15 protein-coding genes are annotated in these 15,767 nt (G+C 71.7%); 10 read left to right on the top strand and 5 right to left on the bottom strand.

The window, feature by feature from the left end; translation table 11 throughout:
- Window positions 1-23: 23 nt before the first annotated feature.
- Window positions 24-965, bottom strand: a complete 942-nt coding sequence (locus ACIQWX_RS45885) for a glycoside hydrolase family 43 protein (protein WP_400885397.1) — start codon at window positions 963-965, stop codon at window positions 24-26.
- Window positions 966-1,094: 129 nt separating this feature from the next.
- On the opposite strand from ACIQWX_RS45885, the gene ACIQWX_RS45880 reads away from it, so the two are divergent.
- A complete protein-coding gene (locus ACIQWX_RS45880; RefSeq protein ID WP_400885394.1) occupies window positions 1,095-2,192 on the top strand; it encodes an AI-2E family transporter in 1,098 nt (365 codons plus the stop codon).
- Window positions 2,193-2,239: 47 nt separating this feature from the next.
- Here the strand turns inward: ACIQWX_RS45880 and ACIQWX_RS45875 are convergent, their stop codons facing one another.
- The 3 genes from ACIQWX_RS45875 to ACIQWX_RS45865 form a co-directional block, all read right to left on the bottom strand.
- Entirely contained in the window at window positions 2,240-2,590 is a 351-nt protein-coding gene (locus tag ACIQWX_RS45875) for a hypothetical protein (protein WP_400885391.1), read from the bottom strand.
- Between the two features lie 322 nt (window positions 2,591-2,912).
- Window positions 2,913-3,281, bottom strand: a complete 369-nt coding sequence (locus ACIQWX_RS45870) for a hypothetical protein (RefSeq protein ID WP_400885388.1) — start codon at window positions 3,279-3,281, stop codon at window positions 2,913-2,915.
- A gap of 305 nt (window positions 3,282-3,586) precedes the next feature.
- Window positions 3,587-3,913, bottom strand: coding sequence for a hypothetical protein (locus ACIQWX_RS45865; protein WP_400885386.1), 327 nt, complete (start codon window positions 3,911-3,913; stop codon window positions 3,587-3,589).
- 267 nt (window positions 3,914-4,180) lie between these two features.
- Between ACIQWX_RS45865 and ACIQWX_RS45860 the strand changes: the two genes are divergently transcribed.
- Window positions 4,181-4,546, top strand: a complete 366-nt coding sequence (locus ACIQWX_RS45860) for a WGxxGxxG family protein (protein WP_400885384.1) — start codon at window positions 4,181-4,183, stop codon at window positions 4,544-4,546.
- A 1,268-nt stretch (window positions 4,547-5,814) separates the two neighbouring features.
- Window positions 5,815-6,285 carry a hypothetical protein gene (locus ACIQWX_RS45855; protein WP_400885382.1) on the top strand — a complete coding sequence of 157 codons (471 nt, stop codon included), beginning with the start codon at window positions 5,815-5,817 and terminating at the stop codon, window positions 6,283-6,285.
- Window positions 6,286-6,424: 139 nt separating this feature from the next.
- On the opposite strand, the gene ACIQWX_RS45850 is transcribed toward ACIQWX_RS45855, so the two are convergent.
- On the bottom strand, window positions 6,425-7,360 hold the full coding sequence (locus ACIQWX_RS45850; RefSeq protein WP_400885380.1) for a hypothetical protein: 936 nt from the start codon (window positions 7,358-7,360) through the stop codon (window positions 6,425-6,427).
- Between the two features lie 194 nt (window positions 7,361-7,554).
- On the opposite strand from ACIQWX_RS45850, the gene ACIQWX_RS45845 reads away from it, so the two are divergent.
- The 7 genes from ACIQWX_RS45845 (at window position 7,555) to ACIQWX_RS45815 (ending at window position 15,659) form a co-directional block, all read left to right on the top strand.
- Window positions 7,555-8,553, top strand: coding sequence for a polysaccharide deacetylase family protein (locus tag ACIQWX_RS45845; protein WP_400885378.1), 999 nt, complete (start codon window positions 7,555-7,557; stop codon window positions 8,551-8,553).
- A 973-nt stretch (window positions 8,554-9,526) separates the two neighbouring features.
- Window positions 9,527-10,303 (top strand): DUF3152 domain-containing protein, encoded by a 777-nt coding sequence (locus tag ACIQWX_RS45840; RefSeq protein ID WP_400885376.1) that lies wholly within the window; start codon window positions 9,527-9,529, stop codon window positions 10,301-10,303.
- Between the two features lie 63 nt (window positions 10,304-10,366).
- Window positions 10,367-11,695 carry an extracellular solute-binding protein gene (locus ACIQWX_RS45835; protein WP_400885375.1) on the top strand — a complete coding sequence of 443 codons (1,329 nt, stop codon included), beginning with the start codon at window positions 10,367-10,369 and terminating at the stop codon, window positions 11,693-11,695.
- The gene (locus ACIQWX_RS45830) at window positions 11,692-12,597 is read left to right on the top strand and encodes a carbohydrate ABC transporter permease (RefSeq protein WP_400885374.1); all 906 of its coding nucleotides are present in this window, start codon (window positions 11,692-11,694) and stop codon (window positions 12,595-12,597) included. The genes ACIQWX_RS45835 and ACIQWX_RS45830 overlap by 4 nt, the downstream gene beginning before the upstream one ends.
- Window positions 12,594-13,418, top strand: coding sequence for a carbohydrate ABC transporter permease (locus ACIQWX_RS45825; protein WP_400885372.1), 825 nt, complete (start codon window positions 12,594-12,596; stop codon window positions 13,416-13,418). Before ACIQWX_RS45830 ends, ACIQWX_RS45825 begins: the two co-directional genes overlap by 4 nt.
- 248 nt (window positions 13,419-13,666) lie before the next feature.
- A complete protein-coding gene (locus tag ACIQWX_RS45820) occupies window positions 13,667-14,518 on the top strand; it encodes a geranyl diphosphate 2-C-methyltransferase (protein ID WP_400885370.1) in 852 nt (283 codons plus the stop codon).
- A gap of 25 nt (window positions 14,519-14,543) precedes the next feature.
- Window positions 14,544-15,659, top strand: coding sequence for a family 2 encapsulin nanocompartment cargo protein terpene cyclase (locus ACIQWX_RS45815; RefSeq protein WP_400885368.1), 1,116 nt, complete (start codon window positions 14,544-14,546; stop codon window positions 15,657-15,659).
- Window positions 15,660-15,767: the final 108 nt, after the last annotated feature.

Raw genomic sequence — 15,767 nt, 5'->3', positions numbered from 1 at the left:
CCGCTACCCGTGTGAGTGACAGCTCAGCCCAGCTGCGGCACGTCACCCGGGAACGAAACCGGCAGCTCGTACATCCCCCGCGCCGTGCGCGCGCCGCCCAGCCAGCCGTGGAAGTAGATGTGGCCGTCCACGACGTCGGCGCCGCCCGGGGCGTCCACCTTGCGGGCGAGCAGCTCCGTCGACAGGAATTGCGCGTCCGCCTTCACGAACGGCCCGTTCACCGTCGGCGCCGACGCGTAGCACGTGTGGTAGCCCGAACTCTGGAACGTGTCCGCCGAATAGAACAGCAGGAAGCGGCTCGCCGTCTTCACGACCGACGGTGCCTCGACGACCGCCTTCTCCGCGTTCAGGTCCGCGCGCAACAGCTCGGTGCGCGGGCCGGTCAGCGTGCGCCCGTCGGCTCCGACCTTCTGCGACCAGATCGCGGCCGGCGCGCCGGTCGCGGCGCCGTCGCTCTTGTAGAGCAGGTACCGGGTTCCGTCCGCGTCGAGGAACGTCTGCGGGTCGATGTCGCCGTGGTCCTCGGGCACGCAGATCAGCGGCTGGTCGCCGGCCGGGGTGTACGGCCCGGCCGCCTTGGCCGCGGTCGCCGCGCCGAGGCACATCTCGCCGCCCGCCGTCTTCGCCGCCGAGAAGTACAGGATGAAGGTGCCGTCCGGCAGCTGCGTGACGTCCGGGGCCCAGAAGCCGCCGTCCGGCTTCGCCCACGCGGGAACGGCGCCGAGCGCGTCGCCGGTGATGCGCCACGGCCCCTCCGGCGCCGTCGCGGTCGCCACCGGGACCCGGCCCGAGCCGGTGCTCGTCGAGAACGCGAAGTAGCCGCCCGGGGTCTTGACGACGTCCGGGTCGGGGAAGTCCTGGTTGATCAGCAGCCGCGGTTCGCTGACGGCCAAGGCGGCCGGGCAGACCGCGAACGCGGCCACGAGCGCGATCACCGGAGCGAACAGGAAGTGCTTGGTCCTCATAGGAGATTCTGGTGACAGGAGACGGAATACGGCAATGTCAAGTGGGTGTGGTCACCGGGAAGCGTGGTCTTGCCCGCGCGCCCGGATCGGGTGGATTTCGACCGGCCACCAGGGGGTAGCCGCCGTCCCATGCACGCAACGAAGGGCCGCGGCGCCTACCGCGCCGGGCACGCCGTCGGGGAAGCCGAAGGTGCGGCCACCCGCCAGGAGAAACCCCTGGGCACACCGGGAAAGCCGCTCGACCGCCGGTCGCCGTTCTTCGCCGGGCTGACCGCCGCGGCCGGGGTGGTCGTCACGGTCGCGGTCGTCGAGGTCGTGCTCGCGGCGTCCGACGTGCTGCTGCTGATCGGGATCGCGTTCTTCATCGCGGTCGGGCTGGAACCGGTGACCGCCCGGCTCACCCGCCGGATGCCCCGCGCGCTCGCCGCCGGCGTGGTCGTCGTCGCCGCGCTGGGCGTCTTCGCCGCCGCCGTCGCCGGCGCCGCCGTTCCGCTGTCCGACCAGATCGGACAGTTGCGGGGCGGCGCTCCGCACTACCTGGCACTGCTGCGCGACCCCGCCACGCTCATCGGCCGCGCCAACGAGGTGTTCGGGCTCGAAGCCGCCTTCCGGAGCATCCACCTGACCGACGTCGCGAAGTCGGTCGCCGGCGTGCTGGGCGACGCCGCCATCGTCGTCGTGCTCAGCACCTACTTCGTCGCCGACTTCCCGCGGGTCCGCACGGCGCTCTACCGGCTGGCCCCCCGGTCGCGGCGGCCGCGCGTGATCCTGATCGGCGACGCCGTCTTCCGGAAGGTGGGGGCGTACCTGGTCGGCAACGTCGTGGTGTCGCTCATCGCCGGCGTCCTGACGTTCGCCTGGCTCTGGGGCTTCGGCGTGCCGTACCCGCTGGTGCTCGCCCTGCTCGTCGCCGTCCTCGACCTGGTGCCGGTGGCGGGTTCGGTGGCGGCCGGCGTCGGCACCACGCTCATCGCGCTGACGGTGTCGGTGCCCGTCGGCCTCGCGACCGCCGGTTTCTTCGTCGGCTACCGCGTGCTCGAGGACTACGTGCTGCTGCCGAAGATCGTCGGCCGGGCCGTGCGGATCCCGGCGCTCGTCACGGTCGTCGCCGTGCTGATCGGCTTCGAGCTGCTCGGCGTGGTCGGCGCGTTCGTGGCGGTGCCGGTCGCGGCCGCCGTGCTCCTGGTGGTGCGGGAAGTCGCCGTGCACCGGCTGGACCGGACGTGAAACCGCCGCGCGGGGGGCAACCGCGCGGCGGCTTCGACCAGGACCGGTCAGTTGTTCTGGGCGGTCCCGCCGTCGGAGATGGCACCGCTGGCGCAGTTGAACGGGGTCTCGCCCTCGGCCTCGTGCTCGCCCGGGGAGAGCACCGGCACGCCGATGCCGTCGGCGACGTGCTGGACCGGCACCTGGACGCCGAGCACGTTGACGTTGTCGTCGCAGACGCCGCCGACCACGTTCAGGTTGTGCACCGCGTCGAGGTTCTGCACGTTGCCGAGGCCGACCTGGTCGCTGTGGTCGACCGGCTGGCCCGCGACGGTGATGCCGGTCGCGGACGCGGATCCGCCGAGCACCGCCATACCGGCGGCGAGAGCGGTGGCGACGAAGCCGAGCTGCTTGATCACTTGAAGAACTCCTTATAGCGACCCACCGGACCGTCCGGTGGGAGATCGGGGACGGCGCCGCCGCCCGGCTTCGGTTCGCCGGGCGGCGTCAAGTCCGTTAGGGTGCGGTTCACGCCGGGTGGGACCGGCGCACTTCTCCAGGTCGTGACCGGTCCCACCCGTGCCGGCGACGTCCGTCGTCGCGGCGGTCCCGGAACGCGGAACCGGAGTGTGCAGCTCGCTCCGCGTTCCGGGCCCGCGTCACGACGTCGACGCGAATCGCCGTATTTCCGTGCCGGCCGCCGGCGTCCGCACACACAGCGGGCGGCGGCGGCACGGAAACTCAGTTGCCCTGGCTGGTGCCGCCGTCGGTCAACGCGCTCGCGGCGCAGTTGTAGGGCGCGTCGCCGTCGGCCTCGTGCTCGCCCGGCGACAGGATCGGGACCCCGATGCCGTTGAGCGACTCGCGGATCGGCACCTGGACGCCGAGCACGTTGACGTCGTTGCCGCAGAGGCCCGGCGTGACGTCGACGTTGTGCAGCACGTCGGTGTTGTTGAGGTTCACGAGGCCGACCTGGCCCGAGTAGTCGTAGGCGCCGTGGTGGTGACCGTGGTGGTCGTGCTCGTCCGGGGTCCCGGCGGCGGCGACGCCCCCGGCCAGGAAAGCGCCCGCCGCGGCGGCGGCCGTGACGAAGCCGAGCTTCTTCAGCATGGATTTCTCCTCGATCGACAATTGCGTCGGATGGGCGGCAGTGAAGGTGTGTTCTCCGCCTGGTGTGAGGGAAACGTACTGATGTCGCCGCACGGGTTCCACTCCATGCCACCATCGTGTGGCTGCCGCAAGCCCCTGACCGGCCTACTAGTGGTCCGATCGGGTTACGCGGACCTGTTTTCCCGCAACTCTTCGCCTTCCATGGTGCGCCCGGATCGCTTGTCGGGCAAGGAAGATCTCGGACACGACGAAGAGCCCTGCGCCGCCTCGGTTCGAGGTGACGCAGGGCTGGTCCGCGGTGTTCCTCAGCCGGGCCAGGCCTCCGCTTCGGCGGTGAGCGCGGTCGTCACGTCGATCTCGCCCGACCGCACCCGCCACGCGAGCGAGCCGGGGCGAGGCTCGAGGAGGTGCCAACCTGTGACATCTTCGTCGGTGTAGCAAGGGTTTTCGTCATCACCGATGCCGAGCGCGGCGAAGTACTGGCGGGCGGGCCAGGTTTCGGGGACCCAGGCGCGGGCCCAGCGCACGACGATGCGGGCGAGGTCGTTGCGACCGTCCGCCGGGTGGATCAGGCGGTCGCCGGTGGTGCAGATCAAGCGGGCTGAGAAGGTCGCGCCCAGCGGAGCGACCACGAGCTGACTGTTCATTACTCCCCCGGGTCCACGGCAGTGGACGGTGTTTTCCGAATGCGGATGCGCACCAGCGCGAAAAAGGGGAAGGACGGCGGTGGCGGACGCACAAGTCCTTCCACGGCTCCTGCTTGAACCGACGGCCATTCTACAAACGGCGTCCGGGCCCCGGAAACCGGGTCGTGTCGCCCGTTCCCGTGACTGCGGGTGTGAACGCGGGTGACCGGGGTACGCGACCGGTGACCGCCCGCCCGAACGGAAGGAAGAAAAGTGATTCGAAACCTCTTGGCAGGCACCGCCGCGGCGGCCGCCATCGCGGTGACCGGGGCATTCCCGGCTTCGGCGGCGCCGGCGGCATCGCCCGTCGCGGCGCAGGCCGACAACGACGACAACGTCCGGAGCGACAACGACGACAACAACGGTTTGTGGGGCCTGCTCGGCCTGGTCGGGTTGCTGGGCTTGGCCGGCCTGGCGCGGCGCGGGCCGAAGACCGGGGCGATGGCGGGGTATCCCGCCGCGGGAGGGACCGCGCGGCCGGAGGCGGTACCGCATGCGGGGACTTCGCCGGCCGCACAGGCGCCGCCGGTGAACACGTACCCGCCCGCCGAGCCGCGACGCACCCCGCCGGGCGCCTGAGGTCCGGGCCGGGACCCGGGAGACCCGGCGGGGTGGTTGGACCCGCCGGTTTCCCGAGGTCTCGGCTCCGGTGCGACGCAGCAACCGGACTCACTGGCCGCCGGGCGGACGATCATTGCACCGTGGCCGGATCCGCCGGTTTCCCGAGATCTCGGCCCCGGTGCGACCCAGCAGCCGCACTCACCAGCCACCGCACGGACCATCAGTGCACCGCGGTCGAATCCGCCGGTTTCCCGAGGTCTCGGCGGCGGAGCAGCACTGCGGCCGCACTCACCAGCCACCGCACGGACCATCACCGCACCGCGGCCGGATCCTCCGGTTCCCCGCAGTCTCGGCCGCAGAGCAGGACTGCGGCCAGCCTCGATCGCGCCCGCGTGCGCAGCCATCGGGACGCAGTCGAACCCCCCTGTTTCTCCAGGTCTCGGCCGTGCGCGGCCACGTGCGCCACAGGCGAAGCTGCGCGTTTCCCGAAGTGTCGACCAAGGCGCGGTACCGCAGCGAGGCCCGCTCGCAGCCGGCCCGCCGCAACTGGACCCGCCGGCTTCCCGCGGGCTCGGCCCCACCCGGCCAGGTGCACCACCGCAGTCGGCCGGGCCGGCGCCGCCAAGCGCGTCGGCACGGCCGGGCGCGGTGGAACCCTTCTCGCGCACCGCTTCCGGTGGCCGGGTTGCCCTCGCGCGCCGCACCTGGTTCCCTCTTCTCCCGCACAGAACGTCCCGGCGCCAGCGGCGCCGGGACGTTCTGCGTTTTCGTGTTCTCCGAAAGGCGCCCAGTTGTCAGGTCTCGGCACCGAGGAAGCCACCGGAGGACCGGAAACCGGACCCGGCGGCCGCCACCCAGATTAACCAGACGCTCAGCGCGCAAGAAGTGGTTTTGCGCCGTACCCTTCTTAAGAGTGGCTTTCCGGCTCTAGGCAAAAGCGCATGGTTACCCCTTGAATCTCGCGACAAACTTCACAATCGGGTGAAACCCACGTGCCACGCGAGAACCACCCCAGTCATACCTTCCGTGAAGAAACCAGGCCCATTTCAGCCGTTCATCGTAATCGACATTCACTTCCGAGTGATGTGATCACGATCAGTAACCAGTGTGCCGATTCGTCGATCACCGGCTTCACGCGAACTCGATGTTTGTCCCGCGGTTCCCGGGGCGCCCGTGCACCGAGCGGAATCGGCGCGTCCGCCGAGGTCAGGGGATCCGCTCGCGGTAATCGCCGGCGGAGATCACCATGATCTCCAGTCGGTATCGGAATTCCGGAGGAGTACGACATGAAAAGTGCACTGGCCCGGGCGGTCACGGTTTTCCTCACCGCGGCCGCGGTGACCCTGACCGGGGTGGGCGTGGCGTCGGCGGGCGGGCCCGGCGGCAGCGGCTCGTCGAGCACGACGAGCGCCGCGGCCCAGGTCCAATCCCTGCGCGACCAGCTGGTCTCGCGAGCGGACAACGGCGACGTCGCCGGCACGCGGGTCACCCTGACCAACCTCGACCCGGTCCTCACGGACCTGGCCCAGGGCGACCGGTACACCATCCAGGCCGAAACCCGCGACAAGGCGGCGACGGCCCAGCAACAGACCACCGAAGCACGCGACGACGTCGACCGGCTGGCCGCGGACCTGAAGGCCCGCCAGAGCCTGCCGCCGGTCTCCGCGCTCCTCAACGCGTTGCTGCAGCGCGTGCTGATCTCGCTGTCCGCTCTCGTGAACGACCTTCTCGGCGGGCTGCCCGTCCCGGTCGGTTAGGGACCGACCGGAGACCCCGGACGGACAGCCGGCGATGGCCCGGTGCGGTTCACCTCCCCGCACCGGGCTTTCGTCGTTTCCGCCGGACCCACGAAGAAGCCCGGTGCGGATCCGCACCGGGCTTTCGCGCTGCCTGCCGCTATTCGTAGACGACGTAGGCGGGCACCGGGCTCAGCGCCAGCACGTCCGCCGGGGTCATCAGCGCCGCGCCGCGGCGGGTGTCCTCGTCGAAGAACAGCTTGAACCCGGGCCGCACGTGCTCCGGCCGGGTCGTCATGAGCGTCTTCCACGTCGCCTTCTTCGCCGACGCCGACCCTATCCCGTCGACGACCTTCACCGGCGCGACCCCGGGGTGGGCGAGCAGCAGCTCTTCGTCGCGCACCACCGACGACGCCACCTGGTGGTACACCATGACCTTCGCGGGCAGGCGGTGCGCTTCGGCCAGACCGCCGAGGTAGCGCGCGACGCCGTCGAGCTCGTCACCGGTCGTGCGGCCGAACTTCTTCCCCGGGATCACGCCCGGTTCCACGGCCCACTCGGGATCGAGCGCGACGCCGACGTCCGGCTCGGTCAGCCAGCGTTCGTACGCCTGCACCTCGGGCAGGAAGTCGGCGCGGCCGGGCTGGATGTTCAGCAGCAGCAGGCCGTTCAGGGCGCGGGCGGCGTCGAGGTAGTCCCGGATGGTCTCCTCCGAACAGCGGCTGCGGTACATGCCGTCCTCGCCGGGCGAGCGGTGCACGGTGGTCGCGATCAGCTCGACGACCGGGGTGATCGGGCGGCCCGCCGGGAAGGCGCGGATCCGTTGCCGCAGCTCGCGGCCCGCCGCCGTCAGGTCGCCGGTCATCCGGCCGAGCGCCGGCGAGCCCGGCGCTCCGCAGAAGCCGACGAGCAGGTTCTTCTCCAGGGGGTTCGGCGGCGGCGTCGGCGGAGCCGGCGTCGCGGTGACCGGGACGGCGAGCGCCCGGCCCGCCCGGCGCGCGCCGCACGCGCTCGTCGCCAGACCCGCGAGAGCGGTGAGGAGGACCAGACGTCGATCGAAGGTGCGTTCGGCGGTGGACGCCGTTTTCGGGACCATCGCAGGGAAATACCCGCCGTGATCTTCGGGCAAACGCCATCCGCGACGATCACCGCATCGTGCCCGAGGCCGTTTCGTGACCAGGCCCGCGGCCTGCGGAAACGTCGAATTCCGGACCGTGGCGGGAAAACCCGCGCTCACCCGACCCGGTGGGCCGGGCCGCGCCGCGGCGGGCCCGCCCCCACACTTCCCGCATGCGTAGCCTTTTCCGGTTCGGCGCGGGGTTCGCCGCGGTGGCCGCCGTGACGGCGTGCGGCGGGCCGGCGCCCGTCGAACCCCCGGCGCCCCGGCCCGCGCCCGTCGCCGCCACGCCCAGCCGCGTCACCCCCGCGCTCGCGAGCCAGGTCGGTGCCGACGAGCTCGGGCGGGTGCCGATCCTGATGTACCACCGGATCGTCGAGCGGCCGCGGTCGGTGTACGACCGCACGCCCGCCGACTTCACCGCGGAGCTCGAGCGGCTGGCGGCGGAGGACTACGTCCCGGTGACGACAGCCGAACTGGTGTCCCGCCGGCTCGACCTCCCCGCCGGCGCACACCCGGTGGTCCTGACCTTCGACGACGGCGACCCGAGCGTGTTCGCCCTGACACCGCAGGGACAACCGGCCGAGGGCACGGCGATCCGGATCCTGCTGGACGTCGCGGCGGCGCACCCGCGGTTCCGCCCGGTGGCGAGCCTGTACGTCAACGAGCACCCGTTCGGCGCGCCGGACGACGGGCCGGAGCTGCGCTGGCTGGCCTCCCACGGCTTCGAGATCGGCAACCACACGCGCCACCACACGAACCTGCGGACGGCGTCGGAGAGCGAGGTGACGGCGGCGATCACGGAGGAGGACGCGGCGATCCGCGCGACGGGTTACCAGCCGCGGACGTTGGCGCTGCCGTACGGCACCCGCCCGCGGCAGACGGAGTCGGCGTTGCGGGGCCCGGGTTATTCGTACGAGGGCGCGCTGCTGGTGGGAGCGGGACCGGCGCCTTCGCCGTGTTCGGACGACTTCGACCCGGCGGCGATCCCGCGGATCCGGTCGCAGTCGAGCGGCACGGAGGCGGAGTACGGCTCGTCCCACTGGCTCGACGTGCTGGCCACCCCGCACGGCCACCGCTACACGTCCGACGGCGACCCGTCGACGGTGTCGTACCCCCGATCGGCGACGGCCCCGGGCCCGGCGTGCGCGAGCGTGGGCCTTGCCTACTGAACCGGCGCGCGTCGATTGGCTGCCCCAGCCGCGGCCGCGGGAGTGCCGCCCGGTGGAGGACGAAGCCCCGGCGGCGGGCGTGCCGCGAGCCCGCCGGCGATCGCGGTTCCGTCGTGCGGTTCCCCGGCCGCGGTCGCCCCGGCCCATGGGTTCTCCCGAAGCCGAAGTGGTTCTGGAGGCCCCGGCACCCCGTCGGCCCGAGCCGCCCGCGACGGTGGTGCAGGTGCCCCCGCGCGCGGAGCCGCCGACGGAACCCCTGCGACAGCCGTTGTTCGGAGTGGGCGAGGGGCCGGAGTCCTCGACGAGCCCGGTGGCGGAACCAGCTGTCTGGCAGGTGAGCCTCGCCACCGAACCACCGGCTGCTCAGTCGATCGCGCCGGTCGAGCCGCCGACCCAGGCGGCTCAACCGAGCCTCGCGACCGAACCACCATTCGCGCAACCGACCGCGCCGGTCGAGCCGCCAATCCCGGCGGCCCAACCGAGCCTCGCCACCGAACCACCACTCGCGCAACCGACCGCGCCGGCTGAGCCGCGAACGCCGGCAGAAGAAGCAGGCTCCCCGGCCGAGCACCCAACCACGCGGACTGAACCAGCGACCGAACCGCCGGCCACGCACCCGGCCGCACCAACTGCAGCGGCACAACCGGGTCCCGCGCTCGAAGTCACGCCCACGGATCCGATTCCGGCGGCCGAACCACCCACCCCGCAGGCACGAGCGAGCCTCACCACCGAACCACCGCCGACGACAGCGGAGCTGTTCCCGACCACGAACCCACCCTCGGCGCGCACCGTCGCACCGGCGGCCGATCCGGTCGATCCGGCCGGTCCGCCGGAGCCCGCGCCCATCGTCTGGCCGTCCGGGCCGGAACCCGCCCCACCCACCACAACCGTCCTGCCCCTGGCGACCAAACCCCGGCGCAAGGAGATCACCGCGGCGAACCTCCTGGACTCGCCCGCCCCATCCCCGGCACCGATGGCGTGGTGGCCACCCGCGGTCCTCGTCTTCGCCGTCGCCCTCGCGGTCGCCCTCCTCCTGCTCCCCCGCGCCGCCGAGCCGCGGCGTCTCGCCGGCGTTCCCACCGCGCTCTCGCCGACCGCCGCGCCGGTCACCACCCGGCCACCCGAGCCCGCCGCTCTCCCGGACGGCCCTCCCGTCACGCCCACCGGCGACGGCACCTGGCACGTCCTCCCCGGCCCCGAAACCCTCGCCGGCGCGGGGAAAGGCGCCGAGGAACTCACCTACACCGTCGAAGTCGAAGACGGTGTCGACGCACCCGGGTTCGCCGAACAGGTCGACACCATCCTCACCGACCCCCGCGGCTGGATCGGTCAGGGCAAAGTCGCCTTCCGGCGGGAAACCACCGCCGACGCGCAACCGGAAGTGCGGATCAGCCTCACCACCCCCGGCACCAGCCGCCGGCTCTGCGGGTTCGCCATCCCCTACGACTCGTCGTGCCACCTGACCCACCGGATCGTCCTCAACCTCGCGCGGTGGGTCCGGGGCGCCCACTCCTTCGGCACCGACCTCGCCGGCTACCGCACCTACGCCGTCAACCACGAGATGGGGCACGCACTCGGCTTCGGGCACGTCGGCTGCCCGGCACCCGGCGCCCCCGCGCCGGTGATGATGCAGCAGACCTTCGGTCTCTCGAACACCTACCTCGCGGAGCTCAACCGCGCCGAACCCGGGGCCGCCACCAAGATCCTCGCCGACGGCGCCGTCTGCCGGCCGAACCCCTGGGTCGGCTGACCGTGGTTTGGACCGCCCCCGGCCGGGTACCCACCGCAGGCTCTGCCGCGGGGAAGGGGTGCCATGGTGCGGAAACTTCTGGCCGGTGCGGGGGTCGTCCTGCTGCTCGCCGGGTGCGGCGGCGTCGGGTCGGGCGGTGGCGGCGAAACCTCGTTGACCACCATGGGGTTCGGCCTCGGTGACGAGATCGCCACCACCCGCGCCGACCTGGCCGGGAAGGCCATCGCGCCGGCGACGGTCAAGATCGGCGGGAGTGCCTTCGACGCCCAGCAGTTCCTGGCCGCCGTCGCCTCGCACACCCCGCCCGACCTCGTCTACCTCGACCGGCAGCTGCTCGGCACCTACGCCGCCCGCGGCACCCTCGAGCCGCTGACGGACTGCATCGCGAAGCAGCACATCGACGTCGGGCAGTACCGGCCCGCCGCGCTGAGCGAGGTCACCCTCGACGGCGTCGTCTACGGCCTGCCCGAGTTCTACGACAACCGGGTCCTGCTGGTCAACGACGCCGCCGTCGAAGCGGCCGGCCTGCGCCCGCAGGACGTCACCACGACCGACCGCGGCAAGCTCGCCGACTCGGCCCGGACGCTGACCGCGCGCACCGCCGGCGGGCTGACGCGGATCGGGTTCGACCCGAAGATCCCCGAGTTCCTCCCGTTGTGGGCCAAGGCGAACGGCGTGCGGATGCTGAGCGACGACGGCCGGACCGCCCACCTCGACGACCCGCGGCTGGCCGAGGTCCTCGGGTACACCAAGTCGCTGATCGACGCGCAGGGCGGCTGGGGCGCGGTCAAGGCGTTCCGCGACTCGTTCGACTTCTTCGGCGAGAAGAACCCCTTCGAGCAGGGGCAGCTGGCCTCGACCCTGATGGACGACTGGTACCTCAACGTCCTCGCCAACTACTCCCCCGACGTGCGGATGTCGGCCAAGCCCTTCACCGACACCGCGGGCACGCCGATCGACTGGGTCACCGGCAGCGCCTGGGTGATCCCCGCCGGCAGCACCCACAAGGACCAGGCCTGCGCCTGGATCAAGACGATGACCGACGCGCCGACGTGGGTCGCCGCCGCGAAGGCGCGCGCGGAGAAGCGCCGCGCCGCCGGCAAGGCGTTCACCGGCGTCTACACCGGCAACCGCGTCGCGGACAAGGAGATCTTCGGCTCGATCGTGCAGTTGAAGGACCGCCCCGCGTTCGACGCCGCCGTGCAGGCCGTGCTGCGCGCGCAGGACAGCGCGTTCACCATGCCGGCCTCCCCGGCCGGCTCCGAGTTCAAGACGGCCTGGCAGAACGCCGTCAACCGCGTGCTGTCCGGCGAGCAGCAGCCCGCCGACGCGTTGCGCCAAGCCCAGCAGGAGGCCCAGCGCGCGCTCGACGCCGCGGTGGCCCACCGGTGAGGCGGCGCACGAAGGAAGCTTGGGCCGCCTACGCGTTCCTGTCGCCGTGGATGATCGGTTTCGTGGTCTTCATGGCGGTCCCGATGGTCGCCAGCCTCGTCCTGTCCTTCACCGACTACGACGCGCTGCGCTCGCCGGACGCGGTCGGCTGGGCGAACTACCGGCAACTGCTCGAGGACCCGGCCGTGCGCAAGAGCCTCGTCAACACGCTCGTGTACACCGCGCTGTCGGTACCGTCGACGATGGCCGTCTCGCTCGCGCTCGCCGCGCTGCTCAGCCGGGCCGGGCGCCGCTCGGCCGGCTTCTTCCGCACGGTGTTCTACCTGCCCGAGATCACGCCGAAGGTCGCCGTCGGCGTGCTGTTCCTCATCCTGTTCAACGGCCAGGCCGGCCTGGTCAACGCGGTGCTGGGCTTCTTCGGCGTCGACGGACCCCAGTGGAGCACCGACCCGGTGTGGGTCAAGCCGGGGCTGGTGCTCATGCACCTGTGGTCGGTGGGCAGCACGGTGGTGATCTACCTGGCCGCGCTGCGCGGCGTGCCGCGGGAGCTGTACGAGGCCGCCGAGCTCGACGGCGCGTCGGCGTGGCAGCGGTTCCGGCGGATCACCGTCCCGATGATCAGCGGCGCGCTCTTCTTCACGCTCATCGTCCAGACGATCGCGGCGCTGCAGTCGTTCGACGAGGCGTACACGGCCTTCTACGGCTCCGCGGCTTCGGCGACCTACAGCAGCGACGCGGCGTTGTTCTACCTCATCTACCTGTTCCGGCAAGCGTTCGAATTCCTCCACCTCGGGTACGCGTCGGCGATGGCGTGGCTGCTGTTCTTGGTCATCCTGGCGATCACGCTGGTGCAGGTCCGGCTCAGCCGCCGCTTCGTCTACTACGAAGGCGGCGACCGGTGACCGCGCGGCGCGTGGTCCGGTGGGCCCTGCTCGCCGCGGCGACCGTCCTGTTCCTCTACCCGTTCGTGTGGTTGCTCAGCGCGTCGCTCAAGCCGGGCGGGCAGGTCTTCGACAACGCGCTGGTCCCGCACACGTGGGCGTGGCGCAACTACGCCGACATCTGGCAGGCCGCGCCGGTCGCGGCCTGGCTGCTCAACAGCGTGGTGGTGTCGCTGGCCGCCGCCGTGACGGTCACGCTCACCAGCTCGCTGGTCGCGTTCGGGTTCGCGTACTTCCGGTTCCCCGGCCGCAACGCGCTCTTCGGCCTGGTGCTCGCGACGATGATGCTGCCCGCCGCGGTGACCATGATCCCGGTCTACCTGATCTGGAACAGCGCCGGCCTCGCGCACACGCAGGTTCCGCTGTGGGCGGGCAACCTGTTCGGCAGCGCGTTCTACATCTTCCTGCTGCGCCAGTTCTTCCTCGGGCTCCCGCGCGAAGTGTTCGAAGCGGCCCGGGTCGACGGCGCGAACCACTGGACGCTCTTCTGGCGCATCGCGGTGCCGCTGTGCCGGCCGGCGCTGATCGTCAGCTTCGTCTTCGAGCTCAAGGCGAGTTGGTCGGACCTGCTCAAGCCGCTGATCTACCTGCGCGACCCGGCGCTGTACACGCTGCCGCGCGGGCTCAAGGCCCTGTCCGACCAGTTCGGCCAGGCGGGTGAACAACGCTGGGAGATCGTCCTCGCCGGCAGCGTCCTGACGACCGTGCCGCTCGTGATCGTCTTCTTCTTCGCCCAGCGCCACTTCCTCGCCGGGATCACCACCGACAGCCGGCGGGCCTGACGACCCTGGGTCGCGTCTCGTCAGCCGGACGAGTCACGGCCGATCCCGATAGGGTTCCTCCGCGCCCGCCGCCCACCACCCCACGCAGGGCCGCCGCTGCGCCAGACGGGCCACGCCCGGGTATCGCGAGTGAAGCTCCTTGTCCCGGTGGATCTTTCCTCGCTAGCGTCGACGGGGAGGGGACGAAACCGGGCTGTCCGGGGAGTTCCTTGCACACCAGGGAAAAACGCGAACGAGGAGTTTCTTCGATGACGGCTCTCGACCAGCCCGTGACCCGCACCGCGTACCAGCAGTCGGTCGCCGACTACTGGAACGCGGAGAAGGACCCGGTGAACCTCCGGCTGGGCGATGTCGACGGTCTCTACCACCACCACTACGGTCTCGGCGACTACGACCCGGCCGTGCTGGAGGTCCCGGAGGCCCAGCGCGACCAGGCGATCATCGCCGAGATGCACCGGCTCGAGACGGCGCAGGCCGACGTCCTCCTCGACCACCTCGGCCCGATCGGGCCCGCCGACCGGCTGCTCGACGCCGGCTGCGGCCGGGGCGGCACGAGCGTCATGGCGCACCAGCGCTTCGGCTGCCAGGTGGACGGGATCTCCATCTCCGAGCAGCAGGTGGCGTTCGCCAACGACCACGTCCGGCAGCGCGGGATCGACGGCTCGGTGCGCTACCACCTGAAGAACATGCTCGACACCGGCTTCGAATCCGGGGTGTTCCAGGGGATCTGGAATAACGAGAGCACGATGTACGTCGACCTGCACGAGCTGTTCGCCGAACACGCCCGGCAGCTCAAGCCCGGCGGCCGGTACGTGACCATCACCGGGTGCTACAACGACGTCACCGGCGGCCGGTCGCGGGCGGTGAGCCAGATCGACCAGCACTACATCTGCAACATCCACGCCCGCGGCGACTACTTCAAGGCCTTGTCGGACAACGGGTTCGTGCCGATCAACGTCGTCGACCTGACCGCCGCGACGATCCCCTACTGGGAGCTGCGGGAGCGGTCCTCGGTCGCCACGGGCGTCGAGAAGCCGTTCCTGACCGCCTACCGCGAAGGCAGCTTCCACTACCTGCTCATCGCCGCCGACCGCGTCTGAGGCCGGGCGACGAGGGAGAGCACCCATGACGACCGGCACCGAATGTCCACAGTGGACGAACGGGGGCGCCGAGAGCCTGCTCGCGGGCCCGTTCGGCCTCGGCACGGCGGCGGCCCGGATCGCGACGCAGTTCGCGCCGGCGCCCGGGCAGGACCCGGCCTACGCCCACCTGCCGTGGGGAGACGGCAGCGGGCCGCCGCTGTACTGCCCGGTCGCCGGTCGCGTCGACGACGCCCTGGCCGGGGAGGTGGACCGGCGGCTGGTCGCGTGGGCCGAAGACTGCGGGTTCACCGGCGCGGGCCTCGACCAGATCGCCCACGCGGGGTTCGGCAGGCTGGCGATGCTCGCCCACCCCGACTGCGACGACCCGGACCGGCTGCTCGTCGCGGCGCAGCTGAACGCGGTCTGGTGGGCGGCCGACGACTACTACGCCGACGACAGCACGCTGGGCGCGGCGCCGACCGAACTGCCGCCACGCCTGGCGCTCGTCATGGCGGCCATGGACCCGGTCGCGCCGGCCGGGGAGTTCTCGGCGCCCCTCGAAGAAGCGCTGCGGGCGGACCCGATCCTCGTCGGGCTGCACTCGGCGGTCGGCCACCTGGGCCGGCACGGCTCCCCCGTGCTGGTCCAGCGGGTCTGCTACGCGACGTTCTCGATGTTCGTCAGCTGGGACGCCTACGCGGCGTGGCGCCACACGGGCCGCTACCCGCCGGCGTGGGAGTACCTGGCGGCCCGCCAGCACGACAGCTTCTACACGTCGATGACCCTCGTCGACGCCGTCGGCGGCTACGAGCTGGCCGCGCCGTTCTACTACGACCCGCGTGTGCGGGAGGCGATGATGCGGGCCGGGACGGCGTCGGTGCTGGTCAACGACCTGCACTCGGTGGCGAAGGATGCCGCCGACGAGAAGCCGGTCTGCAACATGGTGCTGCAGATCGCCGCCGACCGGGGGTGCTCGGTCGAGGAGGCGGTCGAGGCCACCGTCGAGCTGCACAACAAGATCGTCCACGAGTTCGAGGACGGCCACCGGGAGCTGATGGCGGTTCCGTCGCCGGAACTGCAGCGCTTCCTCGTGGGTGTCCGTTCCTGGATGGGCGGCGGCTTCACCTGGCACGCCACCAATCCCCGTTACCAGTCTTGACCGAGAAATGATTGGGTGGTTTTCGCTGTGACCGTCACCGACCCGGTGGACACCGACCAGGCACCGCAGAGCCTCGGCCGGGCCGCGGCCCGGACCCTGGCCACCACG

This window comes from Amycolatopsis sp. NPDC098790, from assembly GCF_044759945.1.
Lineage (GTDB): Bacteria > Actinomycetota > Actinomycetes > Mycobacteriales > Pseudonocardiaceae > Amycolatopsis.
This window is presented reverse-complemented; position numbering and strand designations above follow the sequence as displayed.

Excerpts from the sequence above, each read along its gene's own strand:
- ACIQWX_RS45885 (WP_400885397.1), bottom strand. The coding sequence starts at position 965 with ATGAGGACCAAGCACTTCCTGTTCGCTCCGGTGATCGCGCTCGTGGCC.
- ACIQWX_RS45880 (WP_400885394.1), top strand. The coding sequence starts at position 1,095 with ATGCACGCAACGAAGGGCCGCGGCGCCTACCGCGCCGGGCACGCCGTC.
- ACIQWX_RS45870 (WP_400885388.1), bottom strand. The coding sequence starts at position 3,281 with ATGCTGAAGAAGCTCGGCTTCGTCACGGCCGCCGCCGCGGCGGGCGCT.
- ACIQWX_RS45855 (WP_400885382.1), top strand. The coding sequence starts at position 5,815 with ATGAAAAGTGCACTGGCCCGGGCGGTCACGGTTTTCCTCACCGCGGCC.
- ACIQWX_RS45850 (WP_400885380.1), bottom strand. The coding sequence starts at position 7,360 with ATGGTCCCGAAAACGGCGTCCACCGCCGAACGCACCTTCGATCGACGT.
- ACIQWX_RS45845 (WP_400885378.1), top strand. The coding sequence starts at position 7,555 with ATGCGTAGCCTTTTCCGGTTCGGCGCGGGGTTCGCCGCGGTGGCCGCC.
- ACIQWX_RS45840 (WP_400885376.1), top strand. The coding sequence starts at position 9,527 with ATGGCGTGGTGGCCACCCGCGGTCCTCGTCTTCGCCGTCGCCCTCGCG.
- ACIQWX_RS45835 (WP_400885375.1), top strand. The coding sequence starts at position 10,367 with ATGGTGCGGAAACTTCTGGCCGGTGCGGGGGTCGTCCTGCTGCTCGCC.
- ACIQWX_RS45820 (WP_400885370.1), top strand. The coding sequence starts at position 13,667 with ATGACGGCTCTCGACCAGCCCGTGACCCGCACCGCGTACCAGCAGTCG.
- ACIQWX_RS45815 (WP_400885368.1), top strand. The coding sequence starts at position 14,544 with ATGACGACCGGCACCGAATGTCCACAGTGGACGAACGGGGGCGCCGAG.